The sequence below is a fragment of the Kitasatospora brasiliensis genome (assembly GCF_032654805.1).
Lineage (GTDB): Bacteria > Actinomycetota > Actinomycetes > Streptomycetales > Streptomycetaceae > Kitasatospora > Kitasatospora brasiliensis.
Genome location: NZ_JAUOOW010000005.1, coordinates 449,591 through 465,443, shown reverse-complemented (window position 1 = coordinate 465,443; position 15,853 = coordinate 449,591). Strand labels below are relative to the sequence as shown.

The following is a 15,853-nucleotide window of genomic DNA, read 5'->3' as shown; positions in this document are numbered from 1 at the left end:
CCGGTCACAGCGGCTCGGGGGCCTCCCTGCGCTCGTCCAGCTCCCTGAGCAGGGACTGGAGTTCGGACCGGACGAAGTCCCGGGTGGCGACCTCGCCGAGGCCCTGCCGCAGGGCCGCGACCTCGCGGGTCAGGTACTCCGTGTCGGCGATGTTGCGGTCGCTGCGGGCCCGGTCCTGCTCCATGTTGACCCGGTCCCGGTTGTCCTGGCGGTTCTGCGCCAGCAGGATCAGCGGGGCCGCGTACGAGGCCTGGAGCGACAGCGCCAGGGTCAGGAAGATGAACGGGTACTCGTCGAAGCGCACGTGGGCCGGCAGCAGGGTGTTCCACGCTATCCAGACGACGACCACCACCGTCATCCAGACGATGAACCGGCCGGTGCCGAGGAAGCGGGCGATCCGCTCGGACAGGACGCCGAAGGCCTCAGGGTCGTAGGAGGGCAGCGTGATCAGGCCGGGCCGGGCGGTGCGCGGCTGGTCGAGCCGGGCGCGGCCGGCGCCGGTGATCGGCGTGGTCTCCGGGCGCCGGTCCCGGCTGCCCTCGCGGGTGCGCAGCTCGCGCAACTGGCGCAGCTGTCGCAGTTCGCGCTGGAGGCGCCGGCGCGCGGAGTCGTCCGGCCGTCCGTTGCGGTCACCGTCCACCGGTCACCCCTTCCCTCTCGTCGTCGTGCGCCTCGTCATGGGCGTGCAGCGCGGCGTCGCGCCAGTCGTCCGGCAGCAGATGGTCGAGCACGTCGTCGACGGTCACCGCGCCGAGCAGGTGGTCCGCCTCGTCCACCACCGGCGCGGCGACCAGGTTGTAGGTCGCCAGGTAGCTGGTGATCAGCGACAGCGGGGTGTCCGGCGGCAGTGGGTCCAGGTCGTCGTCCACCAGCGAGCCGACCAGGATGTACGGGGGCTCGCGCAGCAGCCGCTGGAAGTGCACGGTGCCCAGGTAGCGGCCGGTCGGGGTCTCGTTCGGCGGGCGGCAGACGAAGACCTGAGCGGCCAGGGCGGGCTTGTGGTCGCTGACCCGGACCCGGGCCAGCGCCTCGGCGACCGTCGCGTCCGGCTCCAGGACGATCGGCTCGGTGGTCATCAGACCGCCGGCGGTGTCCTCCTCGTACGTCAGCAGGCGGCGCACCGGCGCGGCCTCCTCCGGCTCCATCAGCTGGAGGAGGCGCTCGGCCTCCTCGCCGGGCAGCTCGGAGAGCAGGTCGGCGGCGTCGTCCGGGTCCATCGCCTCCAGGACGTCGGCGGCGCGCTCCTCCTGGAGCTTGCCGATGATCTCGACCTGGTCATCCTCGGGCAGCTCCTCCAGGACGTCGGCGAGCCGCTCGTCGTCCAGGGCGGCGGCCACCTCGGCGCGGCGCTTGGCGGACAGGTGGTGCAGCACGCCGGCGAGGTCGGCGGGGCGCAGCTGCTCGAAGGTGGCGAGCAGGTTGGCCGCGCCCTGGTCCTGTTCGGGCAGCGAGAAGCCGGTGACGTCCTGCCAGTCGAGGGTGAGCCGCTCGCCCTTGCCCTTGCGCAGCCGGCCGGCCCGGCCGACCTGGACGAAGACCTTGCTGATCTCCCACTCGCGCAGCCGGGTCTGCACCATGCCGACGTCCAGCACGGTGACCTCCTCGCCGGACTTGGACCAGGTCACGGTGCGGTCCAGCAGCTCGGCGAGCACCAGGGTCTCGGACGGGCGCTGTTCGAAGCGGCGCAGGTTGATCACGCCGGTGGTGAGCACCTGGCCGGACTCCAGGCTGGTCACCCTGGTCATCGGCAGGAAGATCCGGCGCCGTCCGACCACCTCGACCACCAGGCCGAGCACCCGCGGCGGGCGGCCGCCGAGCCGCAGCGAGACGACCACGTCCCGGACCCGCCCGACCTGGTCGCCGTTCGGGTCGAAGACCGCGATGGCGGACAGATGGGAGATGAAGACCCGGCTGCCTGGCCCTGCCATGGACTCCCTCGACTCGCTCGACGCCGTACCGGACGCGCCGGGGGCGCACCTGGTGGCCAGGCTACCCGCGTGTTCGAAGCCCGGCCGGGAGGCACGGTAGCCGTCGTAGGAGTCCTCGGCGGCATCCTTTGCTTAACACTCGGGGGGCTTTAACGGCGCTTGAACAGCAGTTTGGGCAGGCCGGCCGGGATCGGCAGGCGGGTGGTGGCCGGGGTCGGCATCGGCCGCGCGGCGTGCGAGCCGTCCGGCATCGCCCCCGGGCGCTCGGTCAGCGGGCCGGCCGGCTCCAGCCGCAGCACCCGGCACTCACGGGCCCAGCGGGCGGCGATGGCGTCGGTGTCGGGGGCGTTCAGCCGCTTGCCCTTGAGCTCCTCGACGGCGCCCAGCCAGGCCTCGCTCTCCGGGGCCAGTTCGACCACCCGGGCGCTCCAGCCGGTCAGCCGCCCGCCCTTGTCCTTGCTGCGGACGGTGACGGTGGCGCCGGAGCCGGGCTCCAGGCCGTGCAGCGGCTGCTCGCCGCCCCCGCCGACCACCACGACCGCGCCGTCGTGCCAGGCGTGCCACAGCGGCCGGGCCTGCTCCTGCCCGTCCGCGCGCACCCAGAGCAGGCCGGACTTCTTCGCGGCCTCCTCCAGCAGGGCCTGGTCGAGGAAGTCGTCGGCGGTCGCGGCGGCGGGCGTACGGTCCATGGCGGACAGCGTACGGGCTCCGCCGTCCGTGGATGTCTCAGCCTCCGGTCGACAGTTCCATTGCCACGCCACGGGCCTTACGGTATGACCCGCCCCGCGTACCACCGCCCCGCCACCGTGACCAGCAAGGAGCGCCGTGCCCACCGCCCGGCCCGCGACCGCCCCCGCCACCACCCCCGCGACCGCGACCGCCGACCCGCGTGCGGCGCACCCGCTCCCCACCCTCGACCTGCTGCTGCTCGCCGTCTCGATCGGCGGCATCTCGCTCTCCGGGCCGCTGATCAGCGCCACCGCCGCGCCCGCGCTGGCGATCGCCTTCTGGCGCAACCTCATGTCGGTCGGCGTCCTCGGCCCGTACGCGCTGCTGCGCCACCGTGCCGAACTGCGCGGGATCGGCCGCCGGGCGCTGCTGCTCGCCGTCGCGGCCGGGGCGCTGCTCGCCGTGCACTTCGCGCTCTGGATGCCCAGCCTGCGGATGACCTCGGTGGCCTCCGCCACCGCGCTGGTCACCACCACCCCGCTGTGGACCATCCTGCTGCTGCGGCTGATGGGCGTCCGGGCCCCGCGCATGGTCTGGCTCGGCACCGTCGTCGCCTTCGCCGGCGTGCTGGTGCTGACCGGCGTGGACCTCTCGCTCTCCCCGCGCGCACTGCTCGGCGACGCGCTCGCCCTCGCCGGGGGCCTGGCCTCGGCCGGGTACCTGCTGCTCGGCGCCGAGGTCCGCAGGACCGTCAGCACCACCGCCTACACCCTGGTCTGCTACGCCACCACCTCGGCCGTCCTGCTCGGGATCTGCCTGGTCGCCGGGACGCCGCTGGCCGGCTGGCCGGCCGGGGTGTGGTGGCAGATCGCGTTGCTGATGGTCGCCGCCCAGCTGCTCGGCCACTCGCTGAGCAACCGCGTGGTGCGCACCCTCGGGCCGTCGATCACCTCCACCGCGATCCTGCTGGAGACCCCGGGCGCGACGCTGATCGCCGCGCTCTGGCTGGGCCAGTGGCCCCCGGCGGCCGCCTACCCGGCGGTGGCGCTGATCCTGCTCGGCCTGGTCCTGGTCGCCCGCGGCGGGCGCCGGTAGCTCCGGCCGGCGGTCAGAGCCAGCCGTTGCGGCGGAAGCCCCGGTACATCCCGACGCAGATCAGCACGATCGCGCCGAGCACCGTCGGGTAGCCGTACTGGTCGTCCAGCTCCGGCATGTACTTGAAGTTCATGCCGTAGACCCCGGTGATCATGGTGGGCACCGCGAAGATCGCCGCCCAGGCGGTGATCTTGCGCATGTCCTCGTTCTGCGCCACCGAGACCTGCGCCAGGTTCGCCTGGAGCAGCGAGTTCAGCAGCTCGTCGAAGCCGTGCACCTGCTCGGCGACCCGGGCCAGGTGGTCGGCGACGTCCCGGAAGTACTTCTGGACGTCCGGGTCCACCAGCCGCTGGAGCGGCTCGGACAGCTGCTGCATCGGGCGCAGCAGAGGCACCACGGCGCGCTTGAACTCCAGTACCTCGCGCTTGAGTTGGTAGAGCCGGCCGACATCGGAGCTGCGCCCGCCCTTGGCCGAGAAGACGCCGTACTCGATCTCGTCCACGTCGTTCTGGAGCCGCTCGGCGACCAGCAGGTAGTTGTCCACCACGTGGTCGGCGATCGCGTGCAGCACCGCCGAGGGGCCCTTGGCGAGCAGTCCGGCCTCGTCCGCGTCGGCCTCCAGCCGGTGGCGCAGCTCCTGGAGCGAGCCGTGGCCGCCGTGCCGGACGGTGATCACGAAGTCCCGCCCGGCGAAGACCATCAGCTCGCCCGTCTCCACCACCTCGCTGGTGGGCGTGAGTTGGTCGTGCTCGACGTAGCGGATGGTCTTGAAGACGGCGAACAGCACGTCGTCGTAGCGCTCGACCTTCGGCCGCTGGTGGGCGTGCACCGCGTCCTCGACCGCGAGCGGGTGCAGGCCGAAGCGCTGGGCGATCCCCGCGAACTCCGCCTCGGTCGGCTCGTGCAGCCCGATCCAGCTGAACGAGCCCTCGCCGCCGGGGAGTTGGTGCGAGGCCTTGACCCGCAGCGCCGCCTCGCGCGGGCTGCACGTCTCGCCCTTGCGCTCGCCGTGCTGGTAGACCGCGCAGTCCACCACCGCCGAGACGGCGTCCCCGGTCAGGACGTCATAGGCCCCGGCCGCGCCACGGCGACGGTTGGGGCGGACGGCGGCGCGCAGGCTGTTGATCATCGACATGGCTGGCTCCCAGAGGCAGGAACCGTCGCGCGGCGGCGCGGAGTGCAGAAACGTTCGGCCGCGGTACGACGGCGGAGAACACCGGTGGAACAGGGGATGAAAGTGCTCTCCCGGCAGGTCCGTTCGCCGTGCTTCCGACACCCGGGGCTACCGCGGCTGACTCAGCCGATGGGGCCTTCGGGGCGAGGGGTACGGGGAAGACGGGGCCGGGCAGAGCTGCCGGTACTGCATGGTCGGCCGGTATCCACCGCAACCACCTCCTTCGCGCCGCCGCCCCGGAACGAAACGATCCCGGTGGCCAGTCGCTCACCCTAACATCTGACCGGCCATCGAAGCCGAGGGGATCCAGAGGGTTTCCCAAGGTTTTACGGGTTCCCGGTGTGCTGCGGCCCACAACCGCCCCCGAGGCCCGCGACCGCCCCCGGGCCCGCCCGCACGCGGCCCGCCCACCCCCGGGGGTTACGCTCACCGGCATGGCGCACGACTTCCCGCTCTTCGGCGACCCCTACGGCGACAACTCCCCGGAGCTCACCCGGGAGGCGGTGCTGGCCGCCGTCGAAGCCCGGCTGATCGCCACCTTCGGCGAGCCCGGCGGCCGCGCCGCCGTCACCTTCCTCGGCGCGGACCGGATCGAGGTGCTGCGCTTCGGCCCGGACCCCGAGGGGCTGGTGCGGTACGCGACGCTCGGCATGTCCGCCGCCCCGATGGCCGACCCGACCTCCCCGGTCGCCGACCAACTGCGCGGCCCGCGCGCCGAACTGGTGCTCACCGTCCGCGGCGGCCGCGACAGCGTGCTGCGCACCCTGGCCACCTTCGCCGCCACCCCGCAGGTCGAGGGCCTGGTGGTGGCCCCCGGCGGCTCGCTGGACCTCGGCTCCCCGCTCTGGGACGGCGCGCCGTTCACCTCGGTGCTGGCCGCCGAACCGGGCGGCCTGGTCGAGGACCTGGAACTGGCCGACCCGGCCGACCCGGTCCGCTTCCTGCCGCTGCTGCCGATGACGCCCAACGAGGCGGGCTGGAAGCGGGTGCACGGCGCGGCCGCCCTCCAGGAGCGCTGGCTGAACCAGGGCACCGACCTGCGCGACCCGGACCGGCGCGGCGTCCGACTCGACTGACGCCCGGTCAGCCGGGGTGCGCGAACGCCCGACCGAGGGACTCATGATCCCTTGGTCGGGCGTTCACGGCTCAAGAGGTCCGGCGGCGGCTCAGCGCTCGATCGGCTTCGCGCCGCGGGCCTGCGCCAGCAGCGCCTCGTACACCGCAGGTTCGGTGGTGTACTCGCCGAGCCGGACGGTCTTGCGGGCGCCGTGGTAGTCGCTGGAGCCGGTGACCAGCAGTCCGAGCTCGCCGGCCAGGCCGCGCAGCCGCGCCCTGGTCTCCTCGTCGTGGTCGGTGTGGTCGACCTCCAGCGCGGCCAGTCCGGCCGCCGCGAGGTCGGCGATCACCTGGTCGGAGACCGTCAGACCGCGCTTGACGGCCCCCGGGTGGGCGAACACCGGCACCCCGCCGGCCGCCCGGACCAGCCGGACCGCCTCGACCGGGTCGGTCTCGTGCTTGCGGACGTCCGCCCGCCCGCCGTTGGCCAGCCAGTCGGCGGTGAAGGCGTCCGAGACGGTGGCCACCACGCCCGCCTCGACCAGCGCGCTGGCGATGTGCGGGCGCCCGACCGAGCCGGCCCCGGCGATCCGCCGCACCTGCTCCCAGCTGATCTCCGCGCCGAGCTCCCGGCAGCGCTCGACGATCGCCCGCCCGCGCCGGAACCGGTCGGTGCGCACCAGCTCCCGCTCCCGCGCGAACTCGGGCTCCTCGGGGTCGAACAGGTACGCCAGCAGGTGCATGCTGATGCCGTCCACGACGCAGGACAGCTCGGCGCCCGGGACGACGGTCAGCCGGGTGCCCTCGGGCAGCGCGTGTACCGCCTCGGCGGCGTCGGCGTGGCCGGACACGGTGTCGTGGTCGGTCAGCGCCACCACGTCGAGTCCGGCGGCGACGGCCGCGGCGACCAGTTCGGCCGGGGTGTCGGTGCCGTCGGAGGCGTTGCTGTGGGCGTGCAGGTCGATGCGCACGGATCGGGCTCCTGGGGGCTCGTGGGTGCCGCCCAGGATAGAGCTCCCGGGTGGAGCTTCTAGTGGAAGAGCCGGGGGGAGATCGCCCCGCAGGGCAGCAGGTCCAGTTCGGCGCCGGCCTCGCGCAGATCGGTCAGCACCAGCTCGTCGTACATCACCAGGGCGGACTGCTCGGGCCAGGCGACCGCCCAGAGCCAGAGCCCGCGGGCCTCGCCGACGAACACCGCGCGGTCGGCCGGGGCGTCCGGGACGTGGAACATCGGGGTGGGCCGCCCGGCGGCCATCAGCTTGGCGTCGGCGGGCTTGTAGAGGCCGACGGAGTCGCCCGGGTCCGGGCCGGGCAGGCCGGCGTAGCGGGCGCCGAGGCCGACCCCCAGCTCCTCGGCGACCAGCACCAGCTCGCCGAAGCCGCCGAGCGGCGCCGGACCGGAGCAGGCGACGGCGGTGGCCCGGGCGCCGGAGACGTCGTCGCCGACGTGGGCGATGCCGGTGTAGAGCCAGCCGACCGGGAGCGGCCAGGGCAGCCAGACGGGGACCTGGGAACGGGCGACGGCGACGCCCAGGGCCTCCACGCTCGGGGGCAGCACGGGCTGCATCGGGTGCACCGCTCCGTGCCGGTCGCACTGCCAGGTGTCTGAGAACAGACCGGGGGCGCGGACCCGACCGGCGCACCTCGGGCAGCTTGGCTCGCCCCTCATAGCCGACAACGCTCCTCCCTCCGGACCGCCGCGTCAAGGACGATCACCCGTACGGAGGGCTCGGCGGCACCTGTCGGTGGCGGACGCCCGTTGCGGGCGGTTCCCGTTGGGGGATGTCCCGTCGCGGGCGGCGGCAAACGTACCGGGCTTCGGCCCCGGACACACTGACGCCCCGTCATCGGCGAATGCGGTGACGGGGCGTCAGTCGGGTATCGGAACGTCCGGATCGGACGCTCCCGGCTCGTCGGCGGCGGGTGGGGACTCCCGGTCGGAGTCGCCGCGCCGGGTCAGACGGTCGGGCACGGACGGATGAGCAGGCGCTCGCCGGTGCGGGCGGCGGCCTGGACGAACTCGCGCACGGTGGCGGCGTCGGCGATCAGGCGGTCGGCGGCGGAGCCGTCGGTGTCGTCGAGTCGGACGATCTCGAAGCGCATGGTCTTTGTCATGGGCGTCTCCTTTTCTGACCCCGCGGTGCGGGGCGGTCGCGGCTGAGTCGGTATCAGCCCTTCAGGGGTCCTGCGGATCCGGCGGTACGGCCGGAGCGGGCGGTTCGTCGTCGCCCGTACGGCGGTCTGTTGCGGCAAGGGCTCCCCCTGCTTGCCTGGTGCGTCCAGCTGCCTCGTGAAACCACGGTGACGTGGCGGTGCTACCGGGCCATTGCCCGTCCGTGACATCCGGGTTTCGGGTGATCTGCGCCGCAGTGGAGGCCGGCGATGATTCCCGGACAGAATCAAAGATTACCGTAACTAACGAATTTTGTCCCGTGTTGACGTCGATCGAAATCGAAGAAGTGGTACAGACCACTTCTGGGGAATCCCGGGAACCGACGCGGCTACGGCGCCGTCCCGCGCGCGGGACTCAGGCCCAGAACGCGGCCAGCGCCTCGGCCGTCGCGGCCGGCCGCTCGGCGTTGGGGGAGTGGCCGGCATCCTCGACCAGCACCCTGCGGGCACCCAGGCGCTCGGCCATCGCGGTCTGCTCCGGGATCGGCCAGGCGTAGTCCCGCACCCCGGACAGCACCAGCACCGGCAGCCCGGCGGTGGCCGCGGCGAGCTCCGCCACCCGGTCCGGCGCGGCCACCAGGTGGCCGCCGGTGACGGACAGCGATCGCGGCACATTGGCCAACCAACGCCGGTGCAGGAACCGGGCGACGGCCGGCTCCAGACTCGGCCGCGGCTCCCCGCTCTCCGCCTCCAGCTGCCGCATGACCTGCCAGATCTGCTCCAGGTCCATCGCCTCCAGGGCGTCCAGCAGCAGCTTGGTACGGGCCGCCTCGGCCGGGTCGATCGCGCCCGGGCCGCTGGACATCAGGGTCAGCGACCGCCACGGCAGCGGGCCCTCGGCGGCCGCGGCGAGCACCGCCTCCCGCACCACGTGGCCGCCGAAGGAGTGCCCCAGCAGGTGCGGCGGCCCGCCGTCGGCGGCCAGCGCCTCGGTGAGCGCCCGGACGTCCGCGCCGAGCGCCTCGACGCGGTACGCCGCCGGGTCGTCCGGGCCGCCGCTCTGGTACTGCCCGCGCTGGTCCACCGCGGTCACCCGGTACCCGGCGGCGGCCAGCGGCTCCAGCAGCCCGATGAAGTCCTCCTTGCTGCCGGTGAACCCCGGCACCAGCAGCGCCGAACCGCGCACCGGCCCGTCCGGCTCCGCCCGCAGCGCCGCGAACTCCCCGCGCCCGGTCACCACCCGCTCGGCGCGCGCGCACCCGGGCAGGGTCAGAAACGGCGGCGTGCTCATGGGCTGCTCCCTGCTGTCGGCGGCGACTCCCGATGGGCCCGAGCTTAGGAGGTCGAACGCCGAAGGGGCGGACCGGGCCGGGTGGCCTGGTCCGCCCCCTCGGGGGAGACACGGGGGTGTCAGCTCTCCGGAGTGGCCTCCGCCGGGGCGGCGGCCTTGCGGGTCCGGGTGCGCTTGCGCGGAGCCGGGGTCTCGGCGGCGGCCTCGGCGGCCGGGGCCTCCGGGGCGGTCTCCGCGACGGCCTTGGGCTTGCGGGCGCGGGTGGCCTTCTTCGCCGGGGCCGGGGTCTCGACGGCCGCCTCGGCGACGGTCTCCACGACCTCAGCCTTCGGCTTGCGGGCGCGGGTGGCCTTCTTCGCCGGGGCCGGGGTCTCGACGACGGCCGCCTCGGCGACGGTCTCCACGACCTCAGCCTTGGGCTTGCGGGCGCGGGTGGCCTTCTTGACCGGGGCCGGGGTCTCGACGACGGCCTCGGCGGCGACGGTCTCCACGACCTCCGCCTTGGGCTTGCGGGCGCGGGTGGCCCTCTTGACCGGGGCCGGGGTCTCGACGGCCGCCTCGGCGGCGACGGTCTCGACCACAGCGGTCTCCACGACAGCGGTCTCGACGGCAGGGGTCTCGACGGCAGGGGTCTCGACGACGGCGGCCTCGGTGACGACGGCCTCCGCCGCACCGGCCCCGCCGCGCGAGCGGCGACGGCGGCGGCGCGGAGCGGCCTCGCCCTCGGCGCCCTCGACGGCCGGAGCCACCACGGCGGCCTCGGTCACGACGGCAGCGGCCTCGCCCTCGACCGCCGAGCCCCGTCGGGTGCGGCGGCGCTCACGGGTGCGGCGCGGCTTCTGCTCCTCGGTCTCGGCAGTGGCGGCGGCCGGACGGCCGGAGCCGTCCCGCCCGCCGCGCCCGTCCCCGCCACCGCGACCGCCGCGGCCCGAGCGGGCGCCGCGACCACCGGTCTCGCCGAGGTCCTCGACCTCCTCCGCGCCCAGCCCGGCACGGGTGCGCTCCGAGCGCGGCAGGACACCCTTGGTGCCCGGCGCGATCTTCAGCAGCTCGTACAGGTGCGCCGAGGTGGAGTAGGTCTCCTCCGGGTCGTTGAACGGCAGGTCCAGCGCCTTGTTGATCAGCTGCCAGCGCGGGATGTCGTCCCAGTCGACCAGGGTGACGGCGGTGCCGGAGGCGCCGGCCCGGCCGGTGCGGCCGATCCGGTGCAGATAGGTCTTCTCGTCCTCGGGGCACTGGTAGTTGACGACGTGGGTGACGCCTTCGACGTCGATGCCGCGGGCCGCCACGTCGGTGCAGACCAGCACGTCCACCTTGCCGTTGCGGAAGGCCCGCAGGGCCTGCTCGCGGGCGCCCTGGCCGAGGTCGCCGTGGACCGCGCCGGCCGCGAAGCCGCGCTGGGTCAGCTGGTCGGAGACGTCGGCGGCGGTGCGCTTGGTCCGGCAGAAGATCATCGCCAGCCCGCGGCCCTCGGCCTGGAGGATGCGCGAGACCATCTCGACCTTGTCCAGCGAGTGCGCACGGAAGATGTGCTGCTCGATGTTGGCGACGGTCGCGCCGGTGTCGTCCGGAGCGGCGGCCCGGATGTGGGTCGGCTGGCTCATGTACCGGCGGGCGAGGTTGATCACCTGGCCCGGCATGGTGGCCGAGAACAGCAGGGTCTGCCGCTTGGCCGGCAGCATGGTGATGATCTTCTCGACGTCGGGCAGGAAGCCCAGGTCGAGCATCTCGTCGGCCTCGTCCAGGACCAGCGCGCGGACCTTGGACAGGTTCAGCTTCTTCTGCCCGGCCAGGTCGAGCAGTCGGCCCGGGGTGCCGACCACGATGTCGACGCCCTTGGTGAGCGCCTCCACCTGCGGCTCGTACGCCCGGCCGCCGTAGACGGCCAGGACGCGCACGTCGCGCACCTTGCCGGCGGTCTGGAGGTCGTTGGTGACCTGGGTGCACAGCTCGCGGGTCGGGACGACGATCAGCGCCTGCGGGAAGTCGGAGAGCTGCTCCTCGGTGGCCCGGCCGGCGTCCACGTCGGCGCGCACGATGGCCCGCTCGATCAGCGGGAGGCCGAAGCCGAGGGTCTTGCCGGTGCCGGTCTTGGCCTGGCCGATGACGTCGTGGCCGGTCAGCGCGACCGGGAGGGTCATCTCCTGGATGGGGAACGGGTGGACGATGCCGACGGCCTCCAGGGCCTCGGCGGTCTCCGAGAGGATTCCCAGGTCCCGGAAGGTCGTCTTGATGGGTTCAGCGGTGGTGGACAGGGTCCTGCCTCTTCCGTGTGGAGGGGCCGAGAGCGAGCGGCGGGCGGGCAGCCGCACGGCTGCGTACGGGCCTGGGCGGCCCTGATACAGCTGCGCGAACGCACAACCGCGCCGGTCCCTGCGGCCGGCCGGTGCGCGCTGCCCCGGTGCGGGGGCGCGTCGCCGGCGGCGTCGGGGAAGGTTCCCGTGAGGGACCTGCGCGGGACCTTCGCCTCCGGGGCGTGGTCTCGGCGGCCCTCGCTCGGCCACTGATGCGGTGCCAAGGCTTGAAGTCCAAGCCATGGTCGGAGCCGATCGGCTCTCCGACCGGGCATCCGCGTACGTGAGTACCCGTGCTCCCGGTGCGGACACGTCCGGTTGGACGGCGCCGCTACGGAGCGGGATCGCGTGGGTTACCGAGACGGCGGTGACACCGTGCGAACACGACGGGGCTCCGTACCACCATACAGTCAGGCGACGACTCGAACACGTGACGCGTCTGACATTGCCCCCGGCAACCGCCCCCGGACCGGGCGTTCCGGCCGGTCACCGAGCGTGCCCGGGGGCGGTCGGGACTAAGGTGGCGGGTCATGGAGACCCATGGTGAGACGCAGGACACGGCGGCCGGCTCGATCGGGGACTGGGCCGCGTGCTCGGCCGACCCCGGCTACCGGGCGGCCGTACTGGACCTGCTCGGCGCCCTCGCGTACGGCGAGCTGAGCGCCTTCGAGCGGCTCGCCGAGGACGCCAAGCTGGCGCCCGACCTCGCCGACAAGGCGGCCCTGGCCCGGATGGCCTCCGCCGAGTTCCAGCACTACCAGCGGCTGCACGACCGGCTGGCCGAGATCGGCGCCGATCCGCAGGAGGCGATGCGGCCGTTCGTCGAGCCGCTGGAGCTGTTCCACCGGATGACGGCGCCCTCCGACTGGCTGGAAGGCCTGGTCAAGGCCTACGTCGGCGACGCCATCGCGACCGACTTCTACCGCGAGGTGGCCGTCCGGCTGGACGACGACACCCGCGAGGTGATCCTCGGCGCGATGTCCGACACCGGCCACGCCCAGTTCGCCGTCGACAAGGTCCGCCAGGCCATCGAGGCCGACCCGCGGGCCGGCGGACGGCTTGCCCTGTGGGGCCGGCGCCTGATGGGCGAGGCGCTCAGCCAGGCCCAGCGGGTCGTCGCCGAGCGTGACGCGCTGTCGAACATGCTGGTCGGCGGCGTCCAGGTGCAGGGCTTCGACCTGGTCGAGGTCGGCAAGATGTTCAACCGGATCACCGAGGCGCACACCAAGCGGATGGCCGCCCTCGGCCTCGCCTCCTGACCGTCCTCACGCCGCCCGGTGCCGCCGCTGGGTGCGGTGGGTGCCGGGCCGGTGCGGGTGGTGCCGGTGCGCCGGGGCGAGCCCGGCGGCCAGGTCCGGCCGGGCCAGCAGCGAGGTGAGCACGCCCGAGGCCAGCGCCGCGGCCGCGATCGACACCGCCGGGTAGCGCCCGTCCAGGCTGAAGTGCGCGACCGCCCCGCCGACCAGCGCCGCCGCCAGCGCGGTGCCCAGCGTCATCGGCCGGGCGGCCCGGAAGTACGAGGGCAGGGCCAGTACGGCGGCGCCGCCCGTGGCCAGGCCGACGAGGGCGAAGACGATCGACTCGACCAGCAAGGCTGCCTCCCGGGGAACGGGCGTACGACACCGGCGTCGCACCTGTCGCCGTACCCCGCCCCACCCGGCCGTACACGCAACGGTGCCCCGCTCCCTCACGGGAACGGGGCACCGAACGATCTCGCGGCGCCTCAGGTGGTGCCGAAGCCGACCTTGCGGGCGGCCGACTCGCCGATCTCCACGTACGCCAGGCGCTCGGCCGGGACGATGATGCGGCGGCCGTGCTCGTCGGACAGCGCGAAGATCTTCTCCGAGCCCTCCAGCGCCTTGGCGACCGCGCTCTGGACCTCATCGGCAGTCTGCGAGCTCTCGATCACGATCTCGCGCGGCGCGTTCTGCACGCCGATCTTGACCTCCACGGCTTCCGTCCCTCCTGGTTTGCAGCCTCCACGCACGGGCACCCGACCGCCTGGGACAAGCGTTCGCGGCGACCGTGCCGTACGGCTTCACCATAGAGCACCGGATCACCGGCCAGGCGAAGCTCGGCGGACCTGCCCGGGCGGGCGGTGGGTCGGCCCTACTGGGCGGAGCCCTCGCCGCCCTGCTCGCCCGCGTGCATCGGGAAGCCCTTCAGGCCGCGCCAGGACAGGCTGGCGACCAGTCGGATCGCCTCGTCGCGCGGGATCTCCAGACCCTGCGAGAGCCAGTACCGGGCGGTGATCTGGGCCAGGCCGCAGACCCCGGCGGCGAGCAGCTTGGACTCCGCCTCCGGCAGGTCGGTGTCCTCCTGGATCACCTTGCTGACCAGCGTCGCGCTCGCCTCGGAGGCCCGCTCGACCCGCTCGCGCACGGCCGGCTCGTTCGTCAGGTCCGACTCGAAGACCAGCCGGAAGGCGCCGGACTCGCTGGAGACGTAGTTGAAGTACGCCTCCATGGTGTTGGCCACCCGCTGCTTGTTGTCGGTGGTCGCCGACAGCGCCTCGCGGGTCGCGTCGACCAGGGCGTCGCAGTGCTTGTCCAACAGCGCCAGGTACAGCTCCAGCTTCCCGGGAAAGTGCTGGTACAGCACCGGCTTGCTCACCCCGGCACGGTCGGCGATGTCATCCATGGCGGCCGCGTGGTAGCCCTGGGCGACGAACACCTCCTGGGCGGCTCCGAGCAGTTGTTCACGGCGGGCGCTTCGCGGCAGGCGGGCACCGCGCGGGCGCTCCTGCGCCTCCTGGATGGCCGTCACGGCGCTCCTCACTTCGGGGTCTGTTCGCAGCTGGCAAGACGACCGATTCTACTTTTCGGTAACCGCGCCCGCGTTCGGCGAAGGCGAGAAAAGACGATCGGCCTGGTTGTCAGGAGCCCACAATACGGCGCTGACCTCGGCGTCGGCAGTGGTGTGACGGAGGGGACGGGCCTTGTTCCCACCGGCTCCTCCGCGCGCCGGGCTCACTACCATCGTCCACCATGGGCGGCGTTGAGCAGCAGGTACGTACGGTCGAGGTCCCCGGCGCGGTGCTCGCGGTGCACCGCCCGCTCGCGGACGGCGCCTCCGACGGGCGCGAGCCAGGACTGTTCGTCCACGGCCTCGGCGGCTCGGCCGCCAACTGGGAGGCCCTGATGGGCCGGCTCTGCGGCCTGGTCGACGGCGAGGCCGTGGACCTGCCGGGCTTCGGCCGCTCCCACCCGCCCCTCGACGGCAACCTCACCGTCTCCGGCCACGTCCGCGCGGTGATCGGCTACCTGGAGGCCTCCGGCCGCGGCCCGGTCCACCTGTTCGGCAACTCCCTCGGCGGCGCCGTCTCCGTCCGGCTGGCCGCCCTGCGCCCAGACCTGGTGCGCAGCCTCACCCTGGTCTCGCCCGCCCTGCCCGAACTGCCCCCGCAGCGCTCCGCCTGGCCGACCGGCCTGCTCGCGGTGCCCGGGGTGCCCGCGCTGCTGCGCCGGCTGTCCGCGGGCGGGCGCGACGCCGAGGCCGCCACCGAGGACCTGCTGCGGCTGGTCTACGGCGACCCGGACGGCCTGAGCCCGGCGGCCAGGGCCGAGGCGGTGGCCGAGTACCGGCGCCGGCTGGAGGTGCCGCACGCGATGCAGGCGCTGGTCGGCTCGGCCCGCGGCATCGTCTCGGCGTACACCGAGCGCGGCGAGCAGTCGCTGTGGCGGCAGGCCGAGCGGGTCAAGGCGCCGGTGCTGCTGGTGTACGGGCTGCGCGACCGGCTGGTGTCGTACCGCTCGGCCCGGCGCGCCTGCGAGGCCTTCGCGGACGCCCGGCTGCTGGTACTGCCGGAGTCCGGGCACGTGGCGATGATGGAGCACCCCGACCAGGTGGCCCGGGCGGTGCGGGAGCTGATCGCGGGGGCCTGAGCACGGGGTTCGAGCGCTGGGTTCGAGCGCGGGGGGGCGAGCGCGGGGGGCGAGCGTGGGCCCGCGCGTGCCGCCCGGTAACGGCCCGGTTCGGGCCGAGGTCACTGCGGTTCACTCGATCAGGTGGCAGGCAGGCATGTGACCGATGGATCGGCCTGGGCCGGTCCTACCTTTCTGCTGTCGGACCGAACAGGTGTGGGGGACTCGCGGCCGCCGGAAGAACCGGAGGGCGGCCGCGGTCGAGAGGTCCCGGCGGGTCGGGCCCGACCGCCGGAGCGGGCGGGCGCCCGGGGGAACGGAACGCGGCGGGTCCGCGACCGGGCCGACCGGGCTCCCCGGCGACGGCCGTC

General features: G+C 73.9%; 16 protein-coding genes. 4 read left to right on the top strand and 12 right to left on the bottom strand.

Annotation, left to right across the window (positions count from 1 at the left end; all coding sequences use genetic code 11):
• Window positions 1-4: 4 nt before the first annotated feature.
• The 3 genes from QWJ13_RS21610 to QWJ13_RS21600 all read right to left on the bottom strand — a co-directional run bounded on the left by QWJ13_RS21610 (window position 5) and on the right by QWJ13_RS21600 (window position 2,617).
• Window positions 5-553 carry a DUF1003 domain-containing protein gene (locus QWJ13_RS21610; protein WP_316526710.1) on the bottom strand — a complete coding sequence of 183 codons (549 nt, stop codon included), beginning with the start codon at window positions 551-553 and terminating at the stop codon, window positions 5-7.
• 76 nt (window positions 554-629) lie between these two features.
• Complete coding sequence (locus tag QWJ13_RS21605; RefSeq protein ID WP_316526447.1) at window positions 630-1,928, bottom strand: magnesium transporter MgtE N-terminal domain-containing protein; 1,299 nt, start codon at window positions 1,926-1,928, stop codon at window positions 630-632.
• A gap of 149 nt (window positions 1,929-2,077) precedes the next feature.
• Window positions 2,078-2,617, bottom strand: coding sequence for a hypothetical protein (locus tag QWJ13_RS21600; RefSeq protein ID WP_316526446.1), 540 nt, complete (start codon window positions 2,615-2,617; stop codon window positions 2,078-2,080).
• 136 nt (window positions 2,618-2,753) lie between these two features.
• Between QWJ13_RS21600 and QWJ13_RS21595 the strand changes: the two genes are divergently transcribed.
• Complete coding sequence (locus tag QWJ13_RS21595; protein WP_432277570.1) at window positions 2,754-3,692, top strand: DMT family transporter; 939 nt, start codon at window positions 2,754-2,756, stop codon at window positions 3,690-3,692.
• A gap of 13 nt (window positions 3,693-3,705) precedes the next feature.
• Here the strand turns inward: QWJ13_RS21595 and corA are convergent, their stop codons facing one another.
• Window positions 3,706-4,827 carry a magnesium/cobalt transporter CorA gene (gene corA / locus QWJ13_RS21590; RefSeq protein ID WP_316526445.1) on the bottom strand — a complete coding sequence of 374 codons (1,122 nt, stop codon included), beginning with the start codon at window positions 4,825-4,827 and terminating at the stop codon, window positions 3,706-3,708.
• Between the two features lie 473 nt (window positions 4,828-5,300).
• Between corA and QWJ13_RS21585 the strand changes: the two genes are divergently transcribed.
• Window positions 5,301-5,942, top strand: coding sequence for a suppressor of fused domain protein (locus QWJ13_RS21585; RefSeq protein WP_316526444.1), 642 nt, complete (start codon window positions 5,301-5,303; stop codon window positions 5,940-5,942).
• A 90-nt stretch (window positions 5,943-6,032) separates the two neighbouring features.
• Here the strand turns inward: QWJ13_RS21585 and QWJ13_RS21580 are convergent, their stop codons facing one another.
• From QWJ13_RS21580 to QWJ13_RS21560, 5 genes are all read right to left on the bottom strand, one after another.
• Window positions 6,033-6,893, bottom strand: a complete 861-nt coding sequence (locus QWJ13_RS21580) for a PHP domain-containing protein (protein WP_316526443.1) — start codon at window positions 6,891-6,893, stop codon at window positions 6,033-6,035.
• Window positions 6,894-6,952: 59 nt separating this feature from the next.
• A complete protein-coding gene (locus tag QWJ13_RS21575) occupies window positions 6,953-7,591 on the bottom strand; it encodes a DUF6758 family protein (protein ID WP_316526441.1) in 639 nt (212 codons plus the stop codon).
• A 287-nt stretch (window positions 7,592-7,878) separates the two neighbouring features.
• Complete coding sequence (locus QWJ13_RS21570; RefSeq protein ID WP_489753400.1) at window positions 7,879-8,025, bottom strand: DUF8834 family protein; 147 nt, start codon at window positions 8,023-8,025, stop codon at window positions 7,879-7,881.
• A 424-nt stretch (window positions 8,026-8,449) separates the two neighbouring features.
• Window positions 8,450-9,325, bottom strand: coding sequence for an alpha/beta fold hydrolase (locus tag QWJ13_RS21565; RefSeq protein WP_316526440.1), 876 nt, complete (start codon window positions 9,323-9,325; stop codon window positions 8,450-8,452).
• Between the two features lie 119 nt (window positions 9,326-9,444).
• Window positions 9,445-11,466, bottom strand: coding sequence for a DEAD/DEAH box helicase (locus QWJ13_RS21560; RefSeq protein ID WP_316526708.1), 2,022 nt, complete (start codon window positions 11,464-11,466; stop codon window positions 9,445-9,447).
• Window positions 11,467-12,149: 683 nt separating this feature from the next.
• Here QWJ13_RS21560 and QWJ13_RS21555 point away from each other — a divergent pair.
• Window positions 12,150-12,878, top strand: coding sequence for a ferritin-like fold-containing protein (locus tag QWJ13_RS21555; protein ID WP_316526439.1), 729 nt, complete (start codon window positions 12,150-12,152; stop codon window positions 12,876-12,878).
• Between the two features lie 6 nt (window positions 12,879-12,884).
• Here QWJ13_RS21555 and QWJ13_RS21550 read toward each other — a convergent pair whose 3' ends face one another.
• The 3 genes from QWJ13_RS21550 to QWJ13_RS21540 all read right to left on the bottom strand — a co-directional run bounded on the left by QWJ13_RS21550 (window position 12,885) and on the right by QWJ13_RS21540 (window position 14,385).
• Window positions 12,885-13,211, bottom strand: a complete 327-nt coding sequence (locus QWJ13_RS21550; protein WP_316526437.1) for a hypothetical protein — start codon at window positions 13,209-13,211, stop codon at window positions 12,885-12,887.
• A 131-nt stretch (window positions 13,212-13,342) separates the two neighbouring features.
• The gene (locus tag QWJ13_RS21545; protein WP_316526435.1) at window positions 13,343-13,570 is read right to left on the bottom strand and encodes a DUF3107 domain-containing protein; all 228 of its coding nucleotides are present in this window, start codon (window positions 13,568-13,570) and stop codon (window positions 13,343-13,345) included.
• Window positions 13,571-13,728: 158 nt separating this feature from the next.
• Window positions 13,729-14,385 (bottom strand): TetR/AcrR family transcriptional regulator, encoded by a 657-nt coding sequence (locus QWJ13_RS21540; protein WP_316526434.1) that lies wholly within the window; start codon window positions 14,383-14,385, stop codon window positions 13,729-13,731.
• 221 nt (window positions 14,386-14,606) lie between these two features.
• Between QWJ13_RS21540 and QWJ13_RS21535 the strand changes: the two genes are divergently transcribed.
• Complete coding sequence (locus tag QWJ13_RS21535) at window positions 14,607-15,503, top strand: alpha/beta fold hydrolase (RefSeq protein WP_316526433.1); 897 nt, start codon at window positions 14,607-14,609, stop codon at window positions 15,501-15,503.
• Window positions 15,504-15,853: the final 350 nt, after the last annotated feature.

What these genes read in the sequence shown, in the direction of transcription:
- QWJ13_RS21560 (WP_316526708.1), bottom strand. Translation starts at nt 11,466, where the DNA reads ATGACCCTCCCGGTCGCGCTGACCGGCCACGACGTCATCGGCCAGGCC.
- QWJ13_RS21565 (WP_316526440.1), bottom strand. Translation starts at nt 9,325, where the DNA reads ATGAGCACGCCGCCGTTTCTGACCCTGCCCGGGTGCGCGCGCGCCGAG.
- QWJ13_RS21555 (WP_316526439.1), top strand. Translation starts at nt 12,150, where the DNA reads ATGGAGACCCATGGTGAGACGCAGGACACGGCGGCCGGCTCGATCGGG.
- QWJ13_RS21600 (WP_316526446.1), bottom strand. Translation starts at nt 2,617, where the DNA reads ATGGACCGTACGCCCGCCGCCGCGACCGCCGACGACTTCCTCGACCAG.
- QWJ13_RS21575 (WP_316526441.1), bottom strand. Translation starts at nt 7,591, where the DNA reads ATGAGGGGCGAGCCAAGCTGCCCGAGGTGCGCCGGTCGGGTCCGCGCC.
- QWJ13_RS21605 (WP_316526447.1), bottom strand. Translation starts at nt 1,928, where the DNA reads ATGGCAGGGCCAGGCAGCCGGGTCTTCATCTCCCATCTGTCCGCCATC.
- QWJ13_RS21535 (WP_316526433.1), top strand. Translation starts at nt 14,607, where the DNA reads ATGGGCGGCGTTGAGCAGCAGGTACGTACGGTCGAGGTCCCCGGCGCG.
- corA (WP_316526445.1), bottom strand. Translation starts at nt 4,827, where the DNA reads ATGTCGATGATCAACAGCCTGCGCGCCGCCGTCCGCCCCAACCGTCGC.
- QWJ13_RS21570 (WP_489753400.1), bottom strand. Translation starts at nt 8,025, where the DNA reads ATGCGCTTCGAGATCGTCCGACTCGACGACACCGACGGCTCCGCCGCC.
- QWJ13_RS21585 (WP_316526444.1), top strand. Translation starts at nt 5,301, where the DNA reads ATGGCGCACGACTTCCCGCTCTTCGGCGACCCCTACGGCGACAACTCC.